This is a genomic window from Kingella kingae (assembly GCF_900475905.1).
Taxonomy (GTDB): Bacteria; Pseudomonadota; Gammaproteobacteria; order Burkholderiales; family Neisseriaceae; genus Kingella; species Kingella kingae.
In genome coordinates, this window is record NZ_LS483426.1 from 1856120 (window position 1) to 1875675 (window position 19556).

Sequence of the window (19556 nt, forward strand, 5' to 3'; positions counted from 1 at the left end):
GGGGTTATTCTCGGTTATTGATTTTTTATAACAGTTTTTTATACAACTGCACATATTCCTGCGCCATACGTTTTCCTGAAAAATCACGCTGTTGCCAATACAAAGCTGTGCTTTGTTTCAGTTTCGCTAATTGTGCAGGCTGCTTGGATAATTCAAGCAAATAAACGCGGTAGTTTTCCATTTGATTGTGTTCTATTAAATAGCCTGTTTTACCGTGTTCCACAATTTCAGGAATGCCACCCACCGCGTGCGCCAAAATAGGCACATCGTATTGATAACCTTCCAAAATAACCATAGACAAACCCTCCGAATGAGACGGCAAAATTTGCACATCAACCTGCTTGAACACGCTGCCAATATAAGGCGTAAACGGAACAAATGTGATATTAGCCACATCTTTGGCGGCGGTTTTCAATTCCTGCTCCAACTCGCCCGAACCCACCAAATAAAATTGCACAGACGGCAGAGATTTCGCCAATTCAATCGTTAAAGGAAAATTTTTAACCGCTTGAAAATTACCAATTTGCGCGACTTTCAGCGTATTTGGTGCTGATTGAAAATAAGCATCTATACTTTTGTGTTCACGCAATTTTTCTATACCACCGTAAATGGTGTGGGTTTGTGCGTTGAGCGATTTGAGTTTATCGCTGGCGGTTTGGCTCACACCGACCACCGCATCGGCATAGCGATAACTGATTTGCGATGATTTGCGCTTCAAGGGAAAAATAACGTGGCGCGTTATCAACAAAGGTTTTTTAAAACAAAATTTTAGAGCAGCCGCCAAATGTACCGAACGCCCGTCACAAGCGTGAATTAACACCGAAGAATGCTGTCGCAAAAATTGCCCAACTGTCCATAAATTCGGCAAAACCAAAATGCTCTGTTTGGCTAATTTTTGCCCCAATACACCATTGGCTTTGCCGTAAAACGCGACATCAAAACCCAGTTGGCGAATATTTTGTATCAACAATTCGGTTTGCACTTCGCCGCCACCAAATTTTTTGGCTAAACTGATGAATAAAATGGTTGATTTAGCATTTGGCATGATTTTGTACCCAAAGTTGTGCGTATTTGCAAAAAACCGAATAAGCCGATAAAACAGAAATCAAAAAGCCTTGTTTACCGTCCAAAAATCCCGCCTTGAACACATACATTTTCACAAAACTATTTAATGCGTGAATGACCGCTGAAAATAAGCTGGCTTGTTTGCCCTGCTGCTGTTTTTGTTTTGCCCACAATAAAGCGTAATTGGCGGATTTATTGAGATATTGCGCCACGCTGTCATAAGTATAATGCAACACATCGCCCGACAAATCCACCACGTTTGTACCGCTCGGCACAACCACAGATTCATGCACCAAATCATCACTATATTTTGCAAATTCAATCGGATACACACGCACCACTTTATCAGGATACCAACCGCAATGACGGATTTCTCGTCCGTATGCCACGCTCAAACGGTTGATTGCAAAAACGGTTTTGCCGTCTGCTGGCGTTTGCGAAAGTTGGCGGATTAGGTCTTGGCGCGTGGTTTCGCTTAATCGCTCGTCTGCGTCTAGCCACAAAACCCACGGCGTTTGAATAAATGGAATCGCGCGATTGCGTTGTACGCCAAAGCCTTGCCAATCCGTGAACGTGTGGCATTGTGCACCAAATTGTTTGGCGATTGCTAGCGTGTTGTCGCTGCTGCCTGAATCAATGACGACAATCGGGCAGCCCAACGGTTGTACGCTGTTTAGGCAGTCGGGCAGATGTTTGGCTTCGTTTTTGGTAATCAGGGCAACAGTTAAAAGTGATGAAATGTGGGTCATAGCGAATCGGCATCAACAAGAAACGGCTATTTTACACGGCTATGGGATATTGCAAAATGTTTGCAGGCTGCTTTTTCGCACTTCAAAAGCAGCCTGCACATTGTAAACAGATTGTAAAGCTGCCATAATCAAATTTCTTTCCTATTTAAGTAGGTGCAGTTATGAATAGGTTCACACGCTGGTTCAAACAATGTTGGAATCATTGGCTAACACAGGGATTTTTACTATTTATTGTATCCATGCAATGTTTCCGACATTAAAAGGATTGATGATTGCCACTTTTGCTATTGTTTTAGCAATAATCATTTTGCTGTTAAGAGACGGTATTCATTGGTTTAAAACAAAAAACAATAGCAAATCAGGCATCCTGAAATCATGACACACTTTTTAATCACTCAACGCAAAGGACAAATTATGGCAACCAAAACCGCCAACGCTATCCGCTTCCTGTCAATGGACATGGTTCAACAAGCCAACTCTGGACACCCCGGTGCGCCAATGGGCATGGCAGACATGGCAGACGTTTTGTGGCGCGAATTTTTGCAACACAATCCAGCCAATCCCAAATTCCCTAACCGCGACCGCTTTGTTTTGTCAAACGGACACGCATCAGCCTTGCTTTACAGCGTATTGCATTTGAGCGGCTACAATTTGTCGGCTGACGATTTGAAAAATTTCCGCCAACTGCACAGCAAAACCGCAGGACACCCAGAATACGGCTACGCGGACGGCGTGGAAACCACCACAGGGCCACTCGGTCAAGGCATTGCGAATGCAGTCGGCATGGCATTGGCAGAACGCTTGTTAGCAAAAGAATTTAACCAAGACGGTTTGGACATCGTCAATCACCACACCTACGTTTTCTTGGGTGACGGCTGTTTAATGGAAGGCGTATCGCACGAAGCGGCATCATTGGCTGGCACATTGGGCTTGGGCAAACTGATTGTTTTGTATGATGATAATAATATTTCCATTGACGGCAAAGTAGATGGCTGGTTTACCGAAAATATCCCAGCGCGTTTTGAAAGCTACGGCTGGCAAGCAATCCGCGATGTAGATGGACACAATCCCGAAGCCATCCGCGCAGCCATTCAGGCAGCCCAAGCCGAAACCAACAAACCAACAATCATTTGCTGCAAAACCTTAATCGGCAAAGGCGCAGCCAACAAAGAAGGCAGCCACAAAACGCACGGCGCACCATTGGGCGCAGACGAAATCGCCGCCACTCGCGCCCATTTGGGTTGGGAATACGCACCGTTTGAAGTGCCAGCCGACGTGTACGCCGCTTGGGACGCAAAAGAAAAAGGCGCGAAATTGGAAAGCGCGTGGAACGAGTTGTTCGCGCAATACGCCGCTAAATTCCCCGAAAAAGCAGCCGAATTTACGCGCCGCATTAACGGAACGCTGCCTGAAAACTTTGACGCTCATGTGCAGGCTGCATTAACCGAAATCAGCGAAAAAGCAGAAAAAATCGCCACACGCAAAGCCAGCCAAAACAGCATTGAAATTTTGGCAAAAGTGCTGCCTGAATTTGTGGGCGGTTCGGCGGATTTGACCCCGTCTAATTTGACCGATTGGTCTAACAGCGTTTCCGTGAAACCGCAACAAGGCGGCAACTATGTTCATTATGGCGTGCGCGAATTTGGTATGGCGGCGATTATGAATGGCATGGCATTGCACGGCGGCGTGAAACCGTTTGGCGCGACATTCTTGATGTTTAGCGAATACGCGCGTAATGCCTTGCGTATGGCGGCGTTGATGAAAATTAACCCGATTTTCGTGTTCACGCACGACAGCATTGGTTTAGGCGAAGATGGCCCAACGCACCAACCTGTTGAGCAAACCGCGACTTTGCGTATGATTCCGAATATGGCGGTTTGGCGTCCTTGCGACACAGCAGAAAGCCTGATTGCGTGGGCGGAAGCAGCAAAAGCGAAAGACCACCCAAGCTGCTTGATTTTCAGCCGTCAGAATTTGCCATTTGTGCCACGCAGCGCGGAGCAGTTGGCGAATGTGAAACATGGCGGCTATGTGATTTCCGCAAAAGACAACGCGAAAGCCGTGATTATCGCCACAGGTTCGGAAGTGGAATTGGCATTGAACGCACAAAAAGCGTTAGCAGAACAAGGCGTTTCTGTGAACGTGGTTTCTATGCCGTCCACCAATGTATTTGATAAACAAGACGTGGCGTATAAAGCGAGCGTGTTGCCTGCGGATTTGCCGAAAGTGGCTGTGGAAGCTGGTGTAACAGACGGTTGGTATAAATATGTTGGTAATGGCGCAGTTGTGGGTATCAATCGCTTTGGCGAATCTGCACCTGCTGATTTGTTGTTTAAAGAATATGGTTTCACGGTTGAGAATGTGGTTTCGGTTGTGAAGTCGGTTTTGTAATGTGATTCAGGCAGCCTGAAACTATTTTTCAGGCTGCCTTTTTTATATGCTAATTAAAGGGATTTGAAATGTTCAAAAAATCGTTATGCACGATTTTAACCGCAGCCGTTTTATCACAATCAAGTTGTACAACGCTCTTTCTATGGGGCAAGAATCCACCTACCACCCACACCACCGCTTACCAAGATATAGGTAGCGACCAAGTTCATGCTTTTGGACGAGCCGAACTCGACAGCAACCAACTCAAAGCAGGTTCATTGCTGATGATGGGCGATAAATATTGGTATGCGCTAGACGCAGACGATTCAACCAATTTATTGCCCGTGTTGAATGCAAAATTAACCAACCGCTACCAAATCTATTACGGCGATGAAATCTTAACCGCAATGCCTGTGGTGCTAACAGAAAAATCACGATTTAGCAGCGATTTCTGTTTGAAATACACACCAGCAGGCAGCCTGAAAACGCAAGAAGCACAAACGCTGCAATCCTTGCAATTTAAACCATTGGGTAAGCAACCTAAAACCTATGCGCGTTGCTTCTACACCAACGGCACGTTATTTGCCAAACCCACGCAATCACCCGTAGATTACCGCTTTGAGCAAGTTGTGCCTGTAAAACTGTCGCAAGAAATCACACACAGCAAAATCAATGGAGAAAATTTGATAGGAAATATTCTGTTTACACCCATTGCATTGGCGATGGACGCAATGATTGGCATTGTTGTGCTGCCATTGACCATTTTTGCGCCTATGGCTCGGTAGAAAGAAAAGCACACACTACATTTTCAGGCTGCCTGAATTTGTAGAATAACATATCATTCGTTTATGCGAACATAACCATAAATAAAAAGCAGCCTGCACTTTGCATCATACAAAAAGTGCAGGCTGCTTTCTATTGTTTGACCCACTCCGCCACCACATCAACAAAACGCGCCACGCTTTCGGGACACAAATACCAATACAACGCAGGTTCAATCAACTCCACTTCGTTGATATAAAATTGGTTTTGCCGCATTACGCCGTCTATTCGGGCATAGCGTGGCATTTGTGGCAGCCAATTTAGCACTTGTTGTGCGGTTTGCTGGGCAATTTGGGGAGCGCAAGCAGCCTGCACTTGTGCGCCATAAGCGGAATTGGCACGCCATTCGCCTTGTACTGGCAATCGGCGCACGGCGTGGCTAAATCGCCCTGCAAAATAAATCAGACACCATTCGCCCTGCTCTGCCACTTCGGGCAAATAGGCTTGTAATAGCCAATCGCCTGATGTGTCGGTTAGCTTAATATCTTGTGGCGATTGAATTTTTTGTACGCCATAACCACTTTGCCCTACGGCTGGTTTGAGTACGGCTTGTTGCCATGATTGCGCTTGCATGGTTTGCCAAATATCGTTGGCGTGAGTAGAGACAATTTGCGTGGGCGCAACAGGAAAATCAGCGCGAATTAAATCTAGCAAATAATGTTTACGGCTGTTCCAGCGCATTAAATCAACCGAATTGGCAAACAAGCAGCCTGCACTTTGCATTTGGTTTAGCCATGTATCCCATGCGTCAAACCTTTGGGCGTAATCCCATGCACACAAAGGCAAAATATAAGGCGTAGCTGGACAAGTTTGCCATGGCGCAAATTGGGTAGCGATGCCGCGTTGTTGCAAAGCAGCCTGCACGGGAAGCAGATTGCTGGGTGGTTCGGGGTAACTTTGACAAGTGGTGATGGTGAGCATTTGGGTGTTTTCTTGAATATTGAATATAGCGCGCTATAAATAATGCAGGCTGCTTTTTCTGGTTCAAAAGCAGCCTGCACATGGTTTATTTAACCTGATTTAAATAACCTGTTAAACGTCCTTTGTTTTGCATAGAGCGGTTTTCTAGCTCTGCCACAACAGGTTTCACTTCGCTCAAATTAGTCGGCTTGCCCACTTGAATAATACCGCTCATATTCATCATGCGGTGCGGTGGGCAGTTGTACACATACACGCCTTCGTGGGTCAATTTCACCACCAATTCTTCATCTTCTCCCGAAACAAAGCTTTCTGCACCTTTTGGAACGGCTTGGCTTTTAACCGAATGCCCAGTTGTGCTGGCTTTGAATGTAACCGTGTCGCCGACTTTGGCTTTCACAAACGCTGGCTCAAACACCATGCTACCGTCTTTGCCTGTGTTAAGCATTTTGATGTCGTAATTGGCAGCATGAGCCGACATCGCTGCCAATAAAGTGGCACAGAATAAGATTTTTTTCATGAATATCACTCCTATATGGTCAAAAAATGACGTTGCGGACGAATAACAGGCAAACCTTGGCTACACGTCAAAACTTCTACCGACACGCGATATAAATCACGCAACACATCGGGCTGCAACACTTGTGCAGGCTGCCCTTGCGCTTGAATTTTGCCGTTTGCCAACAAAATCAATTCATCAGAAAACTGTCCTGCCAAGCTCAAATCGTGCAACACCATGAGCGTGATGATTTGATGTTCGCGTGTGTAGCGGCTAACCTGTTCCAGCAAATTGAGTTGATGATACATATCCAACGCGCTAACAGGTTCATCTAGCAACAAAATTTTAGGTTGGCGCAACAACACTTGGGCAAACATGGCAAGCTGTCGTTGTCCGCCACTCAATGCTGTGATGGGGCGATGTGCCAAATGCGCGATACCCAATTCGTCTAACAAACTGGCGGCTTGGTTCAAAACGTCATCGCCAACGTGCATATGCAGCGCGTCCATTCGCCCTAGCAATACGACTTCTAGCGTGCTTAATGCGGCATCAACATGGCTATCTTGCGGCATATAGCCAATCGGCTTAACCCAATCGCTGCGAGCGGTTTGCGTTTGTGCCTGCCCTTGCCACGAAATCGTGCCTGTGTGCGCCAGTTCGCCAAAAATTGCTTTGATTAAACTGGATTTGCCTGTGCCGTTGGGCCCCAACACGGTATAAATTTTGCCTGCGTGCAAATCCAAATCAATTTGCTGGGCAACGTGCAGGCTGCCACGCCGAATGCTGACTTGGTTGAGCGACAAAATGGGAAGATTGCTGTGATTCATAGTGCGTCAATTACGAGAAAAGTCCAAACAGCCAATTAATAAAACGTTGCCACAAAGACGGTGTTTCTTCCGTTGCAGGCGCAGATGTCGCAGCCGATGCCGTTGCAGGCTGCTTTTCATCGTTAGCGCAAGCAGCTTGGTTGCAATCTAGCTGGATAAAAAACGTGCCTTTGGGTTCAATCGGCAAATATTTTTTGTGGAAATCTTGATACGTTTGCTCGGGGTTTACATCGGCAAACGCATCGGGGTACAAGGTTTTTGCCATAAATTGCGCCGATGCCAAATCGCTAATAGAACGCGATGCGGTGTGGTAAATGCCGTAAACACGGTTGTTTTTAACCGCTGGCAAATCGTGCCAACCTTGGCGTGTCAAAAAGCCAGCCAAGCGTTTTTGGGCATCAGCTTGGGTAACGCCAATCCCCATTGCCATGATTTCGGGCTGCTTATCAATATTCATTTCTGTACCAGAAATAATGATGACTTCGGGCTTGGTTGCCAATAATTGCTCGGCGTTAATCGGGCCCCAGTTTTCTACATAAGGCTTACTCACATTGTCGCCGCCCACCGTGTCGGCAATCGCGCCCCACATATTTTTGCCAAAGGTAAAGCTATGTTCTTGCGGGCCTTTGTTACCAAATTCCACATAAATTTTGGGTTTGGGCAACTGGGCAGCCTGCACTCGTTTTTGAATATCGGCAATGCCTTGTGCGTATTCATTGGCAATTTGCTCGGCGCGTTGCTCTGTACCTGCAATTTGACCGAACAATTTAATGCTGGCGGTGTGTTTTGCCACGCTTTGTTCGTTGAAATCCACCACCACAATCGGAATGCCTGCCTGTTCTATTTTGGGAATTTCGCTAGACAGGGTTTGGAATTGCCAATCGGCAAGCACCAACACATCGGGCTTCATTGCCAAGGTTTTTTCCAGCGAAAATGTGCCTGTGTTCACGTTGCCAATGTCGCCAATGTTTTTGAGTTCGGGTATTTTTTCGGCAAACAAAGACCAACTGCCCGAATTGAATTTTTCCCAAAATTCACGCGAAATGCCGACTACGTTTTTGAAATTGTCCACACCTGCGGCAGCGATGTAATCGGGAAAATAAAAGCCCAACACCACGCGCTTGGCTGGCACATCTACTTTAACTTCGCGTCCGCGCACGTCAGTCAAGGTTTGCACTTGCGCGTAGGCTTGGCTGGTTAATAGGCTCAATAGCGCAATGGCTAAACTTTTTTTGATGTTTGATTTCATGATGTTATGTGTTTCCTTGTTCAAAAAACAAATCAAAAGCAGCCTGCATTTGTATTTAAGTCGTCATTCCCACATAGTTCGTAGGGTGGATGCTCGCACCCACGCAACTTGGGGTTTCCTAAAATTTGAGTGCGCGTGGGTGCAGGCACCCACCCTACTGCACTATAAATAAATCAAAAGCAGCCTGCACTTTTAATATCGCAAACCGTTTACCGCTTGCTCCAAATAATCCAAAAGAAAAATGGCACGCCCACAAACGAAGTCACAATCCCGACAGGAAACAACGCGCCTGGGATAATCACTTTGGACAACACGGACGACACGGATAAAAATGCCGCACCTGCCAAAATAGTCACAGGCAAGAAAAAGCGTTGGTCTTCGCCCACCAGCATTCGGGCAACGTGTGGCGCGACCAGTCCAATAAAGCCAATCACGCCGACAAAACTAATCGCGGTTGCTGTCATCATGGCGACCAACACCAGCGTTTTGATGCGTAAAGCGGTTAAGTTCACGCCCAATGCAGCGGCACGGTCTTCGCCCAAACGCACGGCGGTCAATTTCCACGCATCGCGCAACAATAGGCTAATGCACACCGCGCTTACCACGCTAATCACGGTTAAATTTTCCCAAGTGGCTTTGGTTAAACTGCCAAACAGCCAAAACAGAATTTGTTGCGAGATTTCGGGCGCGGAAATAAATTGCACCAGCGACAACATAGACTGAAAAATAAACAACAAGGCAATGCCCACCAACACCAAAGTCGCCGAGCCAAATCGTTGCATGGACGCAAACAAAAACAGCACCACCGCCGCCAGCATAGTCATAGTAAACGCGCCCACAGGCACAGCATATTGCAACGACAAACCAAAGCTGCCAAACGCAATCACCAGCGATGCGCCAAAACCTGCGGCAGCCGCCAATCCTAATGTGTAGGGGCTTGCCATGGGGTTGTTGAGTAGGGTTTGGATTTCTGCGCCACCTGCGCCCAAAGCTGCACCCACCACCAACGCCATCAAGGCAATCGGCAAGCGCAAATCGTGCACAATGGTGTGGGTCATTTCATCTACATCGGCTGCGCCCAATAGCGATTTAACCACTTCGCCCACAGGCAACATGGACGGGCCTGTTACCACGTCCAGTACCAAACCAATCAGGCCCACCGCAGCAAACGCAATCAACACCAGCCAGCGTTTGCGCTCCACCGCGCGTTGTTGGCGCACAATTTCTGTAATTTGAGTAGAGTTTGTCATATTGGGTTTTATCAATAATGTGCAGGCTGCTTTGTTGGAAAAAACAGCCTACATCGTTGGTTTAACATTTATTGAAACATTGTAAAACAAGTGATAACAATTTTCAAATTATGTAAACATAATCATCGTGCAGGCTGCTTTTTTCAGCTAACCAAAGCAGCCTGCACATCAACCGACTTATGGATACAAATACAACGTACCCGTTGGCACAACAGGCAAATATTTGCGATAGAAATCGGTGTAGGTTTTTTCTGGGTTGATGTCTTTAAACAGCGTTGGATACGCCGCTTTGGCAACGAATTGAACCGATGCAATATCCGACATCGTGCGCGAATTGGCGTGGTATGCGCCATAAACACGATTGTTTTTCACCGCAGGCAAAGCACTCCAACCTGCACGCGCTTTAAAGCCATTCAAACGGCGTTGCGCTTCGTCTTTGGGAATATTAAAGCCCAGCACCATACCTTCGCGGTTTTTGTTTAACTCGGTTTCGCGTCCAGTCATAATCACGACATCGGGTTTGGCTGCCAATACCGCTTCTGCCGTCATCGCACCCCACGCACCAATAGATTTAGGGGCAACATTTTGTGCGCCCACCAAATCAATCATCGGCCCCCACATACTAGACGAGAACGTGAAGCCTTGTTCCGCAGGGCCACCGCGTCCAAATTCCACATACACTTTTGGTTTAGGCAAACGAGCTTGCTGCACGCGTGTTTGAATCTGACGCACCGCCGCTTGGTATTCGTTGGCGATTTGATTGGCGCGCGCCGTTTGTCCCGTTAATTGACCCAGCAATTTGGTAGATTGAACGTGTTTGGCAACGGTTTGCGCGTTGTAGTCCAACACCACGATTGGGATATTCGCGTTTTTTAGTTTATCCAAATCCGAGCCTAATGCTTTGTATTGCCAATCCGCCAAAATCAACAAATCGGGTTTCAATGCCAACACTTTCTCAATAGAGAACGTGCCTTCTTCCACTTCGCCCACATCGGTTAATTGATTTAATTTAGGAACGGCTTTGCTAAACAATTCCCAGCTAGGTGGTGCCCAACCAGACCACACTTTTTTAGAAAAACCCACCACATTGTCCAAAGCCTTATTGCCACCCACCGCCATATAGTCTTGATAATAAAAGCCCAACACCACGCGCTTGGCAGGCAAATCTACTTTTACTTTGCGATTTAAAATATCGGTTACTTCCACAGGTGCAGCAGTTGCCAAAGCACTACTCAATGCCAAAGCCATTGCAGTTGCTACTGCTGAAAAAGAACGCTTCATTGCTTGTACTCCATTTCAAGTTGGTTGATGAACTAAATTCCGCGCATTGTAAATGAAATGATAATGATTTTCAAATTTAATTAAGAAACGTTAATTTTGTGCAGGCTGCTTTCGCTATATAATCACGTTTTCTATAAAAAGCAGCCTGCACATGAAAATTATCATTCTAGGCAGCGGACAAGTTGGCTCAACCATTGCCCACGAACTCGCGTCCATGCCCAATCACGATGTAACCATTATTGATACAGACGAAACCGCCCTACGCAACATCAGCAGCCGTTTGGACGTGCAAACCATGATTGGCAACGGCGCATCGCCCCAACTGTTGGAACGCGCAGGCGCACACGACACCGATATGCTGCTCGCACTCACACGCAGCGATGAAACCAATTTGGTTGCCTGCAAACTGGCTGCCGAATTGTTCAACATTCCGCAACGCATTGCGCGAGTTCGTTTGGCGGACTATTTGGAATACGGGCGCGAACAAACCGATTTAGCCACGCTAGACGATGAATTATCCAGCAGCCTAAACGCCTTTGCCGTAACCGATTCGATTCACCCCGAGCATTTGGTAACCGAGCATTTAATCGGCTTATTAAGTTACGCGCGCGCCTTGCAAGTTTTGCCGTTTGCAGGCGACCAAGTCCGCATGATAATCGTCCAAGTCAAAGCCGAAGACGAAATCGTTGGCAAAACGCTAGAAGAAGTCATGACCATGCTGCCCGAGCATTCCGATTGTCAAATTTGCGCGATTTACCGCAGCACGCGCATGATTGTGCCGCAACCCAGCACCGTGATTTTGGAAGGCGATGAAATCTGTTTTGTGGCAGACGCGCAATACATGGCAACCGTGATGTATGTGCTGTTTCACTACAAACAGTCCAACCACCGCATTATGATTGCAGGCGGCGGCAGCATTGGTTATCGCCTAGCCAAACATATGGAAGACAAATTCAACGTCAAAATCATTGAATACAACGAAAACCGCGCCGAATGGTTGGCAGAAAATTTGGACAACGCGCTGGTGCTACACGGTTCTGCCACCGATGAAGACTTGCTCAACCGAGAATACATTGACGAAATTGACGTATTCTGCGCCCTGACCAATGACGATGAAAACAACATCATGGCAGGTTTGTTGGCAAAAAATTTGGGTGCGAAGCGCGTGATTAGCATCATCAACCGTTCGCGTTATGTGGATTTGCTTACAGGCAATCAGATTGATATTGTCGTGTCGCCGCATCAAATCACGATTGGTAGCGTGTTGTCGCACGTTCGGCGTGGCGACATTGCCGCCGTGTATCCATTACGCCGTGGCACAGCCGAAGCGATTGAAGTCGTGGTGCATGGCGACAAACACACATCGGCTTTGGTTGGACGGCGCGTAGATGAAGTCAAATGGCCCGCAGGCTGCCACATTGCCGCGATTGTGCGTGGCGATGAAGTCATCATGGGGCGCGACCACAGCCAAACCCTGCACGATGGCGACCACATTGTCTTTTTCGTTTCGCGCCGCCGCGTGTTGCGCGAATTGGAAAAATTGATTCAAGTGAAAATGGGCTTTTTTGGTTGATTTAAAGTGCAGGCTGCTTTTTAGTTGCTCAAAAAATAAGCAGCCTGCACTTTTCATCATACAATCAAGCCACAAACCCACTTATCCACACCCTTGCCCACATGTGCTACACAAAATGAACCCAGTTATTCAATCCCCCCAAAACAACCAACTCAAACATTTAGCGAAACTGCTATCCGCCAGCAAACACCGCCGCGAACACCAACAAACCGTGCTAGAAGGCGTACATTTACTGTCTGCCTACTTGGACGCAGGCAACACGCCCGAACAAGTCTATGTACCCGAACATCGCGCCCAAAGCCCCGAAATTGCCGCGCTATTGTGCAGGCTGCCTGCAAACCGCGTTCACTTGGTCAGCCACAACGCGCTACGCAAAATCAGCAGCCTTGCCGATGCCAATGACATCATGGCACTCATCGCCCTGCCCCAACCCAGCCCATTGCCCGAGCAAGGCGATTGCGTGGTATTGGAGCGCATACAAGACGCAGGCAATGTCGGCGCGGTGTTACGCAGTGCGGCCGCAGCAGGCATTGTCCACATTATTTTGAGCGATGGTTGTGCCGATGCCTACGCCCCCAAAGTGTTACGCGCAGGCATGGGCGCACATTTTTTGCTGCACATTCACGAGCGCGTAGATTTAACCCAATGGCGCAGCCAATACCACGACCGTGTTTTGGTTACCGCGTTGAGCGAACACAACAATTTTTCGCTATACGATTTAACCTTGCAGCAACCGAGCGCGTGGATTTTTGGCAACGAAGGCAGCGGCGTGTCGCCCCAAATACAAAATATCGCCACCGCCAACGTCAAAATCCCAATGCTGGGCGCGACCGAATCGCTAAATATTGCCCAAGCCGCGACTGTTTGCTTGTTTGAGCAAATGCGCCAACGTTTGAAATAAAAAGCAGCCTGCACTTGGTAAAATAGATTTTATGTTCTAAAATATGATTTGCGCGAAATTTCATAAAAAAGTCGCTTTTTTGATGATAAAACTAGACTTTTTGCAGCATTTTCGCCAAAATCGTTTTTTCTTTTTTTTTCAGATTACGGATTCATGGTCTAAACACTCTCACATTATTTAACCATGAATCGCAATATTTTTTATCCACGCATAGGAATCACACAAAATGGATTTACGCAAATTACAAAAACTGATTGAATTGGTTGAAGGTTCTGGCATTGCCGAATTAGAAATCACCGAAGGCGAAGAAAAAGTCCGTATCACACGCTCGGTGGCTGCGCCTACGGTGCAAACGGTTTACGCGCCTGCACCTGTTGCTGCACCACAAGTCGCACCTGCTGTCGCTGCGCCCGTTGCTGCGCCTGCTACACCTAGCGCACCTGCGGCAGCAGATACAACAAACGCGCAAAAATCGCCTATGGTTGGCACATTCTATCGCGCAGCCAGCCCAACGGCTGCACCGTTTGTGGAAGTTGGCGCAACGGTAAAAGAAGGTCAAACCATCTGCATCATTGAAGCGATGAAATTGATGAACGAAATTGAAGCCGAGAAATCAGGCGTAATCAAAGCGATTTTGGTGGAAAACGGTCAGCCAGTAGAATACGGCGAGCCTTTGTTTATTATTGAATAATGTGCAGGCTGCTTTTGAGTAGCCTAAATAATTTGGAATAAAACCATGTTAAAAAAAGTGTTAATTGCCAACCGTGGCGAAATTGCTTTACGCATTTTACGCGCTTGCCGTGAAATGGGCATTGCCACCGTTGCCGTGCATTCCGAAGCCGACCGCGAAAGCCTGCACGTTAAATTGGCAGACGAAAGCGTGTGTATTGGCCCTGCACCGTCGCCACAAAGTTATTTGAATATTCCAGCGTTGATTGCCGCCGCAGAAGTGACAGGCTCGGACGCGATTCACCCAGGTTATGGCTTTTTGGCGGAAAACGCGAATTTCGCAGAACAAGTTGAAAAATCAGGCTTTATTTTCATTGGTCCGAAAGCCGATACCATCCGTTTAATGGGCGACAAAGTGTCTGCCAAACACGCGATGATTGCGGCTGGCGTACCTTGCGTCCCAGGCTCAGATGGCGCATTGCCCGATAATCCTGATGAAATTTTGAAAATCGCCGATAAAGTCGGTTTCCCAGTCATCATCAAAGCGTCTGGCGGTGGCGGTGGTCGCGGTATGCGTGTCGTTGAAAAGAAAGAAGATTTGCTCAAATCGGTGGAAATGACCAAAGCCGAAGCGGAAGCAGCATTTGGTAATCCTATGGTTTACATGGAACGCTTTTTGCAACGTCCACGCCATGTGGAAATTCAAGTATTGGCGGACGAACACGGCAACGCGATTTATTTGGGCGAACGTGATTGCTCTATGCAACGCCGTCATCAAAAAATCATTGAAGAAGCCCCTGCACCGTTTATCACACCAACAGAACGTGAAAAAATCGGCACGGCTTGCGCGGACGCTTGCAAGCGCATTGGCTATCGCGGTGCAGGTACATTTGAATTTTTGTATGAAGACGGCGAGTTTTTCTTTATTGAAATGAATACACGTGTACAAGTGGAACACCCTGTTACCGAACTGATTACTGGCGTGGACATCGTGCAAGAACAGTTGCGCGTGGCGGCTGGTTTGCCGTTGCAATACGCGCAATCCGACATCGTGATTGAAGGTCATGCGTTTGAATGCCGTATCAATGCCGAAGACCCATACAACTTTATTCCAAGCCCTGGCAAAATTGAATCTTGCCATTTACCTGGGGGATTGGGGGTGCGCGTGGATAGCCATATTTATCAAGGCTATCGCATTCCGCCCAATTACGACAGCTTGATTGGCAAAATCTGCGTTCATGGTAAAGACCGCGACCAAGCCATCGCCAAAATGCGCGTGGCAATGGACGAATTGGCGGTTACAGGTATCAAAACCAATGCGCCGTTGCACCGTGATTTGTTCCGTGATGCTGGCTTTATTCAAGGCGGTGTGAGCATTCACTACTTGGAACATTGGTTGCAAGAACGCAAAGAAAAACAAGCGAAGTAATGCTGATTTAAATACAAAGCAGCCTGCACTTTTTGTTGATTCAAAGTGCAGGCTGCTTTGTATTATTCAAATCAAAAACGGCACAATCAATGGTGCAATCAACGAAGTGATGACACCGTTCAAAATCAAGCCAACAGTCGCATACGCGGCAAAATGTCCGCTTTTCTCCAAACACGCCACAATGCCCATGGCATGTGAAGTCGTGCCTTGCGCCAATGATTTGGCAATCGGATTTTTTGTCCAATTTTTCATCAACATAAAACCAAACATCTGTCCCGTCAGCCCTGCCAAAATCACGCCAGCCGCGCTAATGGACGGAATACCGCCCAAAACTTGCGTAATTTCCAACGCAATCGGCAACGTAACCGATTTTGCCGCCACCGCCATACTCACTTCACGCGCTGCGCCCATAAAATGCGCTATCCACACGCCCGACACCACGCCCACCACGCTACCAGCCAGTTGTGACAACAAAATCGACAACCATTGCGCCCGAATTTTCTGCCATTGCAAATACAACGGCACAGCCAAACACACAATCGCAGGCTGCAACCACACGCTCACTAATTGTCCTGTTTTTTGGAAATCGGCGTAGGGTGTATCGGTAACTTTCAGATAAATAATGAAAATAGTCGTGCAAATCAGCACAGGATTCACAAAAGGGCTGCCTGTGCGTTTGCGAATCACAATACACAGCCAATACAAACTCACAAGCATAAACAGCAGCAAAAACGAATTAGATGCAAAACTGGTTTTCATGCAGATTTTCCTTTTTTGTTGTTTTGGCTGAATTTTTTCCGCGCCCATTCGTAGGTTTTGGCGGTGGCGAGCAAGACTAACACGCTGCTGCCGACTGCCGATACAAAAATTGCGCCAATATCTTTTGACAATAAATCAAGGTATTGCACCAACGCCACGCACGGCGCAATCAGAATTAACATCAAATTTTGCATTAAAAAATCGGTAATCGGTTTAAACCAATCGGGCTTGACCCATTTGCCTTGCAATAAACCAAATAAAATCAACAAGCCAATAATGCCTGACGGCAATTTGATGTGGGTTAGATAAATAATCAGCTCGCCCAACGCCAAACAGCCCAAGATAATAGAAAGTGAACGTATCATGATGATTTCTCTTGAATAATATGAAATATGTGAAAAGCAGCCTGCACTTTTTGTCCAAATCTTTGATTTGGGTATAAAAAGGGTATGCCGTAGGTGGCACATCCTTTTTAACAAAAAGTGCAGGCTGCTTTGTTATTTTAAAACGCTTATACGTTTACGCTTTCCGCCACATCATTATATTCAGCGATTTCATTAAAATTCATGTATTTATAAATTTTATCGCCGTTTTCATTGATAATGCCGATGTTGGCTTGATACTCTTCCACAGTCGGAATTTTGCCCAATTTAGAACAAATCGCCGCCAATTCCGCCGAACCCAAGAACACATTGGTATTTTTACCCAAGCGGTTTGGGAAATTGCGCGTAGAAGTGGACATCACAGTCGCGCCTTCGCGTACTTGCGCTTGGTTGCCCATGCACAATGAACACCCAGGCATTTCCATACGCGCACCTGCACGACCCAACACACCGTAGTGTCCTTCGTCTGACAACTGTTTCGCGTCCATTTTGGTTGGCGGCGCAATCCACAAACGCACAGGCGTATCCGCTTTGCCTTCCAACAATTTAGACGCAGCGCGGAAATGTCCAATATTCGTCATGCACGAACCGATGAACACTTCATCAATTTTCGTACCTGATTTTTCAGACATGAAGCACACGTCATCAGGGTCATTCGGACACGCGATAATCGGCTCTTTGATGTCGTCCATATTGATTTCAATCACGGCAGCGTATTCCGCGTCCTTGTCCGCTTCCAACAGTTGCGGATTGGCAATCCACGCTTCCATTGTCTTAATGCGGCGTTCCAAAGTACGCGCATCTGCATAGCCGTCCGCAATCATGTTTTTCATCAACACGATATTGGATTTCATGTATTCAATAATCGGCTCTTGATTCAATTTAACCGTACAACCAGCCGCCGAGCGTTCCGCAGAAGCGTCTGTCAATTCAAAGGCTTGTTCCACTTTCAAATCTGGTAAACCTTCAATTTCCAAAATGCGACCCGAGAAAATATTTTTCTTACCTGCTTTGGCAACCGTCAGCAAACCTTGTTTAATCGCATACAAAGGAATCGCATTAACCAAATCGCGCAGCGTTACGCCAGCTTGCAGGCTGCCTGAAAAGCGCACCAACACCGACTCAGGCATATCCAACGGCATCACGCCAGTTGCCGCGGCAAACGCCACCAAACCCGAACCTGCTGGGAACGAAATACCAATCGGGAAACGCGTGTGCGAGTCGCCGCCCGTGCCGACTGTGTCAGGCATCAACAAGCGGTTCAACCACGAGTGAATCACGCCATCGCCAGGGCGCAACGATACGCCGCCACGCGTTGAGATAAATTCAGGCAGCTCTTTGTGGGTTTTTACGTCCACAGGTTTCGGATACGCCGCGGTATGGCAGAACGATTGCATCACCAAATCTGCCGAGAAACCCAAACACGCCAAGTCTTTCAATTCATCGCGTGTCATTGGACCTGTTGTGTCTTGTGAACCGACCGTAGTCATGCGTGGTTCGCAGTAAGTGCCGGGGCGAACGCCTTTACCTTCAGGCAGCCCACACGCACGACCAACCATTTTTTGCGCCAACGTAAAACCAGCATTGCTTGCGGCAGGTGCTTGCGGCAAACGGAATTTGTCTGACGCGGGCAAACCCAAGGCTTCACGCGCTTTGGCTGTCAAACCGCGACCAATAATCAAATTAATGCGACCGCCTGCCTGAACTTCGTCCAACAACACTTGCGATTTCAGCTCAAACGTGGACACGGTTTCGCCGTTTTTCACGATTTTGCCCTCGTAAGGGAAAATGTCTACCACGTCACCCATTTTCAGGCTGCTCACATCTACTTCAATCGGCAGTGCGCCGCTATCTTCTTGTGTATTAAAGAAAATCGGGGCAATTTTGCCACCCAAGCACACGCCGCCAAAGCGTTTGTTTGGAACAAAAGGAATGTCTTCGCCTGTATGCCAAATCACGGAATTGGTTGCGGATTTGCGTGATGAACCCGTGCCGACCACATCGCCGACATACGCCACCAAATTGCCTTTGGCTTTCAATTCTTCCAACAATTTGATTGGACCGACTTCGCCCGCTTTATCAGGCGTAATACCGTCGCGTGGATTTTTCAACATTGCCAATGCGTGCAACGGAATATCAGGGCGCGACCAAGCGTCAGGGGCTGGCGACAAATCATCGGTATTGGTTTCGCCATCTACTTTGAACACGGTAACGGTGATTTTTTCAGGTACAGCTTGGCGCGAAGTGAACCATTCCGCGTCCGCCCAAGATTGCAACACGGCTTTGGCGTGTGCGTTGCCTTTGTCGGCTTTTTCTTTCACGTCGTGGAATGAATCAAACATCAACAAAGTATGTTTCAAACCTTCCGCCGCGATTGGGGCTAATTTTTCATTGTCCAACAATTCAATCAATGGGTGAATGTTGTAACCGCCCAGCATCGTGCCTAATAATTTGGCTGCCAATTCAGGCGACACGAGCGGACTGGTTACGCTGCCATCGGCAATCGCCGCCAAAAACGATGCTTTCACTTTGGCAGCATCGTCCACACCAGCAGGGACGCGGTTGGTCAATAAATCAACCAAAAATTCGCCTTCGCCAGCAGGGGGATTTTTCAGCAAATCGGCTAAATCAGCCATTTGTGCGGCGGTCAATGGAAGAGCGGGAATGCCCAAGGCAGCGCGTTCTGCTGCGGCTTGACGGTATTCTTGTAACATTGCTTTGTTCCTTATGTAAATGGTTTTCTTCTTGTTTGACGTTTGCAAACTGTGATAAACGGCTTGAAACTGTCTAAATCATAAACTAATTTTACACA

Annotated in this window: 17 protein-coding genes; 6 read left to right on the forward strand and 11 right to left on the reverse strand. The window is 47.3% G+C overall.

Annotated elements, in window-relative coordinates:
* Positions 1-25 precede the first annotated feature (25 nt).
* A complete protein-coding gene (locus DQN52_RS10045; RefSeq protein WP_003787736.1) occupies positions 26-1045 on the reverse strand; it encodes a glycosyltransferase family 4 protein in 1020 nt (339 codons plus the stop codon).
* Positions 1032-1814 (reverse strand): glycosyltransferase family 2 protein, encoded by a 783-nt coding sequence (locus DQN52_RS10050; RefSeq protein ID WP_003787735.1) that lies wholly within the window; start codon positions 1812-1814, stop codon positions 1032-1034. The genes DQN52_RS10045 and DQN52_RS10050 overlap by 14 nt, the downstream gene beginning before the upstream one ends.
* Positions 1815-2228: 414 nt before the next feature.
* Here DQN52_RS10050 and tkt point away from each other — a divergent pair, with 414 nt between their 5' ends.
* Both tkt and DQN52_RS10065 read left to right on the forward strand, forming a co-directional pair.
* On the forward strand, positions 2229-4205 hold the full coding sequence (gene tkt, locus DQN52_RS10060) for a transketolase (RefSeq protein ID WP_032827801.1): 1977 nt from the start codon (positions 2229-2231) through the stop codon (positions 4203-4205).
* A 68-nt stretch (positions 4206-4273) separates the two neighbouring features.
* Positions 4274-4969, forward strand: a complete 696-nt coding sequence (locus DQN52_RS10065; protein WP_003787728.1) for a hypothetical protein — start codon at positions 4274-4276, stop codon at positions 4967-4969.
* Positions 4970-5099: 130 nt separating this feature from the next.
* On the opposite strand, the gene DQN52_RS10070 is transcribed toward DQN52_RS10065, so the two are convergent.
* The 6 genes from DQN52_RS10070 to DQN52_RS10095 all read right to left on the reverse strand — a co-directional run bounded on the left by DQN52_RS10070 (position 5100) and on the right by DQN52_RS10095 (position 11030).
* Complete coding sequence (locus tag DQN52_RS10070; protein WP_003787727.1) at positions 5100-5927, reverse strand: ATP-grasp domain-containing protein; 828 nt, start codon at positions 5925-5927, stop codon at positions 5100-5102.
* Positions 5928-6012: 85 nt separating this feature from the next.
* The gene (locus DQN52_RS10075; RefSeq protein ID WP_003787724.1) at positions 6013-6444 is read right to left on the reverse strand and encodes a pseudoazurin; all 432 of its coding nucleotides are present in this window, start codon (positions 6442-6444) and stop codon (positions 6013-6015) included.
* 11 nt (positions 6445-6455) lie between these two features.
* Positions 6456-7250: an ABC transporter ATP-binding protein gene (locus tag DQN52_RS10080; protein WP_003787722.1), complete on the reverse strand. Its 795-nt coding sequence runs from the start codon at positions 7248-7250 to the stop codon at positions 6456-6458.
* Positions 7251-7260: 10 nt separating this feature from the next.
* Positions 7261-8499 (reverse strand): ABC transporter substrate-binding protein, encoded by a 1239-nt coding sequence (locus DQN52_RS10085; protein ID WP_003787721.1) that lies wholly within the window; start codon positions 8497-8499, stop codon positions 7261-7263.
* A 209-nt stretch (positions 8500-8708) separates the two neighbouring features.
* Positions 8709-9749, reverse strand: coding sequence for a FecCD family ABC transporter permease (locus DQN52_RS10090; protein ID WP_032827770.1), 1041 nt, complete (start codon positions 9747-9749; stop codon positions 8709-8711).
* Between the two features lie 177 nt (positions 9750-9926).
* Complete coding sequence (locus DQN52_RS10095) at positions 9927-11030, reverse strand: ABC transporter substrate-binding protein (protein WP_003787718.1); 1104 nt, start codon at positions 11028-11030, stop codon at positions 9927-9929.
* Positions 11031-11181: 151 nt separating this feature from the next.
* On the opposite strand from DQN52_RS10095, the gene trkA reads away from it, so the two are divergent.
* The 4 genes from trkA (at position 11182) to accC (ending at position 15602) form a co-directional block, all read left to right on the forward strand.
* Positions 11182-12603: a Trk system potassium transporter TrkA gene (gene trkA / locus DQN52_RS10100; RefSeq protein WP_003787715.1), complete on the forward strand. Its 1422-nt coding sequence runs from the start codon at positions 11182-11184 to the stop codon at positions 12601-12603.
* Positions 12604-12718: 115 nt separating this feature from the next.
* The gene (locus DQN52_RS10105; protein ID WP_032827769.1) at positions 12719-13504 is read left to right on the forward strand and encodes a TrmH family RNA methyltransferase; all 786 of its coding nucleotides are present in this window, start codon (positions 12719-12721) and stop codon (positions 13502-13504) included.
* A gap of 226 nt (positions 13505-13730) precedes the next feature.
* Entirely contained in the window at positions 13731-14195 is a 465-nt protein-coding gene (accB, locus tag DQN52_RS10110) for an acetyl-CoA carboxylase biotin carboxyl carrier protein (RefSeq protein ID WP_003787710.1), read from the forward strand.
* Positions 14196-14240: 45 nt separating this feature from the next.
* Positions 14241-15602, forward strand: coding sequence for an acetyl-CoA carboxylase biotin carboxylase subunit (accC, locus tag DQN52_RS10115; RefSeq protein WP_003787708.1), 1362 nt, complete (start codon positions 14241-14243; stop codon positions 15600-15602).
* A gap of 66 nt (positions 15603-15668) precedes the next feature.
* Here the strand turns inward: accC and DQN52_RS10120 are convergent, their stop codons facing one another.
* The 3 genes from DQN52_RS10120 to acnB form a co-directional block, all read right to left on the reverse strand.
* Positions 15669-16361 carry an LrgB family protein gene (locus DQN52_RS10120; RefSeq protein ID WP_003787705.1) on the reverse strand — a complete coding sequence of 231 codons (693 nt, stop codon included), beginning with the start codon at positions 16359-16361 and terminating at the stop codon, positions 15669-15671.
* On the reverse strand, positions 16358-16726 hold the full coding sequence (locus DQN52_RS10125; RefSeq protein WP_003787703.1) for a CidA/LrgA family protein: 369 nt from the start codon (positions 16724-16726) through the stop codon (positions 16358-16360). Before DQN52_RS10125 ends, DQN52_RS10120 begins: the two co-directional genes overlap by 4 nt.
* A 146-nt stretch (positions 16727-16872) precedes the next feature.
* A complete protein-coding gene (gene acnB, locus DQN52_RS10130; RefSeq protein ID WP_003787700.1) occupies positions 16873-19458 on the reverse strand; it encodes a bifunctional aconitate hydratase 2/2-methylisocitrate dehydratase in 2586 nt (861 codons plus the stop codon).
* Positions 19459-19556 lie beyond the last annotated feature (98 nt).

Coding starts and splice junctions, on each gene's coding strand:
- DQN52_RS10045 (WP_003787736.1), bottom strand. CDS start 1,045: ATGCCAAATGCTAAATCAACCATTTTATTCATCAGTTTAGCCAAAAAA.
- DQN52_RS10050 (WP_003787735.1), bottom strand. CDS start 1,814: ATGACCCACATTTCATCACTTTTAACTGTTGCCCTGATTACCAAAAAC.
- tkt (WP_032827801.1), top strand. CDS start 2,229: ATGGCAACCAAAACCGCCAACGCTATCCGCTTCCTGTCAATGGACATG.
- DQN52_RS10065 (WP_003787728.1), top strand. CDS start 4,274: ATGTTCAAAAAATCGTTATGCACGATTTTAACCGCAGCCGTTTTATCA.
- DQN52_RS10070 (WP_003787727.1), bottom strand. CDS start 5,927: ATGCTCACCATCACCACTTGTCAAAGTTACCCCGAACCACCCAGCAAT.
- DQN52_RS10075 (WP_003787724.1), bottom strand. CDS start 6,444: ATGAAAAAAATCTTATTCTGTGCCACTTTATTGGCAGCGATGTCGGCT.
- DQN52_RS10080 (WP_003787722.1), bottom strand. CDS start 7,250: ATGAATCACAGCAATCTTCCCATTTTGTCGCTCAACCAAGTCAGCATT.
- DQN52_RS10085 (WP_003787721.1), bottom strand. CDS start 8,499: ATGAAATCAAACATCAAAAAAAGTTTAGCCATTGCGCTATTGAGCCTA.
- DQN52_RS10090 (WP_032827770.1), bottom strand. CDS start 9,749: ATGACAAACTCTACTCAAATTACAGAAATTGTGCGCCAACAACGCGCG.
- DQN52_RS10095 (WP_003787718.1), bottom strand. CDS start 11,030: ATGAAGCGTTCTTTTTCAGCAGTAGCAACTGCAATGGCTTTGGCATTG.
- trkA (WP_003787715.1), top strand. CDS start 11,182: ATGAAAATTATCATTCTAGGCAGCGGACAAGTTGGCTCAACCATTGCC.
- DQN52_RS10105 (WP_032827769.1), top strand. CDS start 12,719: ATGAACCCAGTTATTCAATCCCCCCAAAACAACCAACTCAAACATTTA.
- accB (WP_003787710.1), top strand. CDS start 13,731: ATGGATTTACGCAAATTACAAAAACTGATTGAATTGGTTGAAGGTTCT.
- accC (WP_003787708.1), top strand. CDS start 14,241: ATGTTAAAAAAAGTGTTAATTGCCAACCGTGGCGAAATTGCTTTACGC.
- DQN52_RS10120 (WP_003787705.1), bottom strand. CDS start 16,361: ATGAAAACCAGTTTTGCATCTAATTCGTTTTTGCTGCTGTTTATGCTT.
- DQN52_RS10125 (WP_003787703.1), bottom strand. CDS start 16,726: ATGATACGTTCACTTTCTATTATCTTGGGCTGTTTGGCGTTGGGCGAG.
- acnB (WP_003787700.1), bottom strand. CDS start 19,458: ATGTTACAAGAATACCGTCAAGCCGCAGCAGAACGCGCTGCCTTGGGC.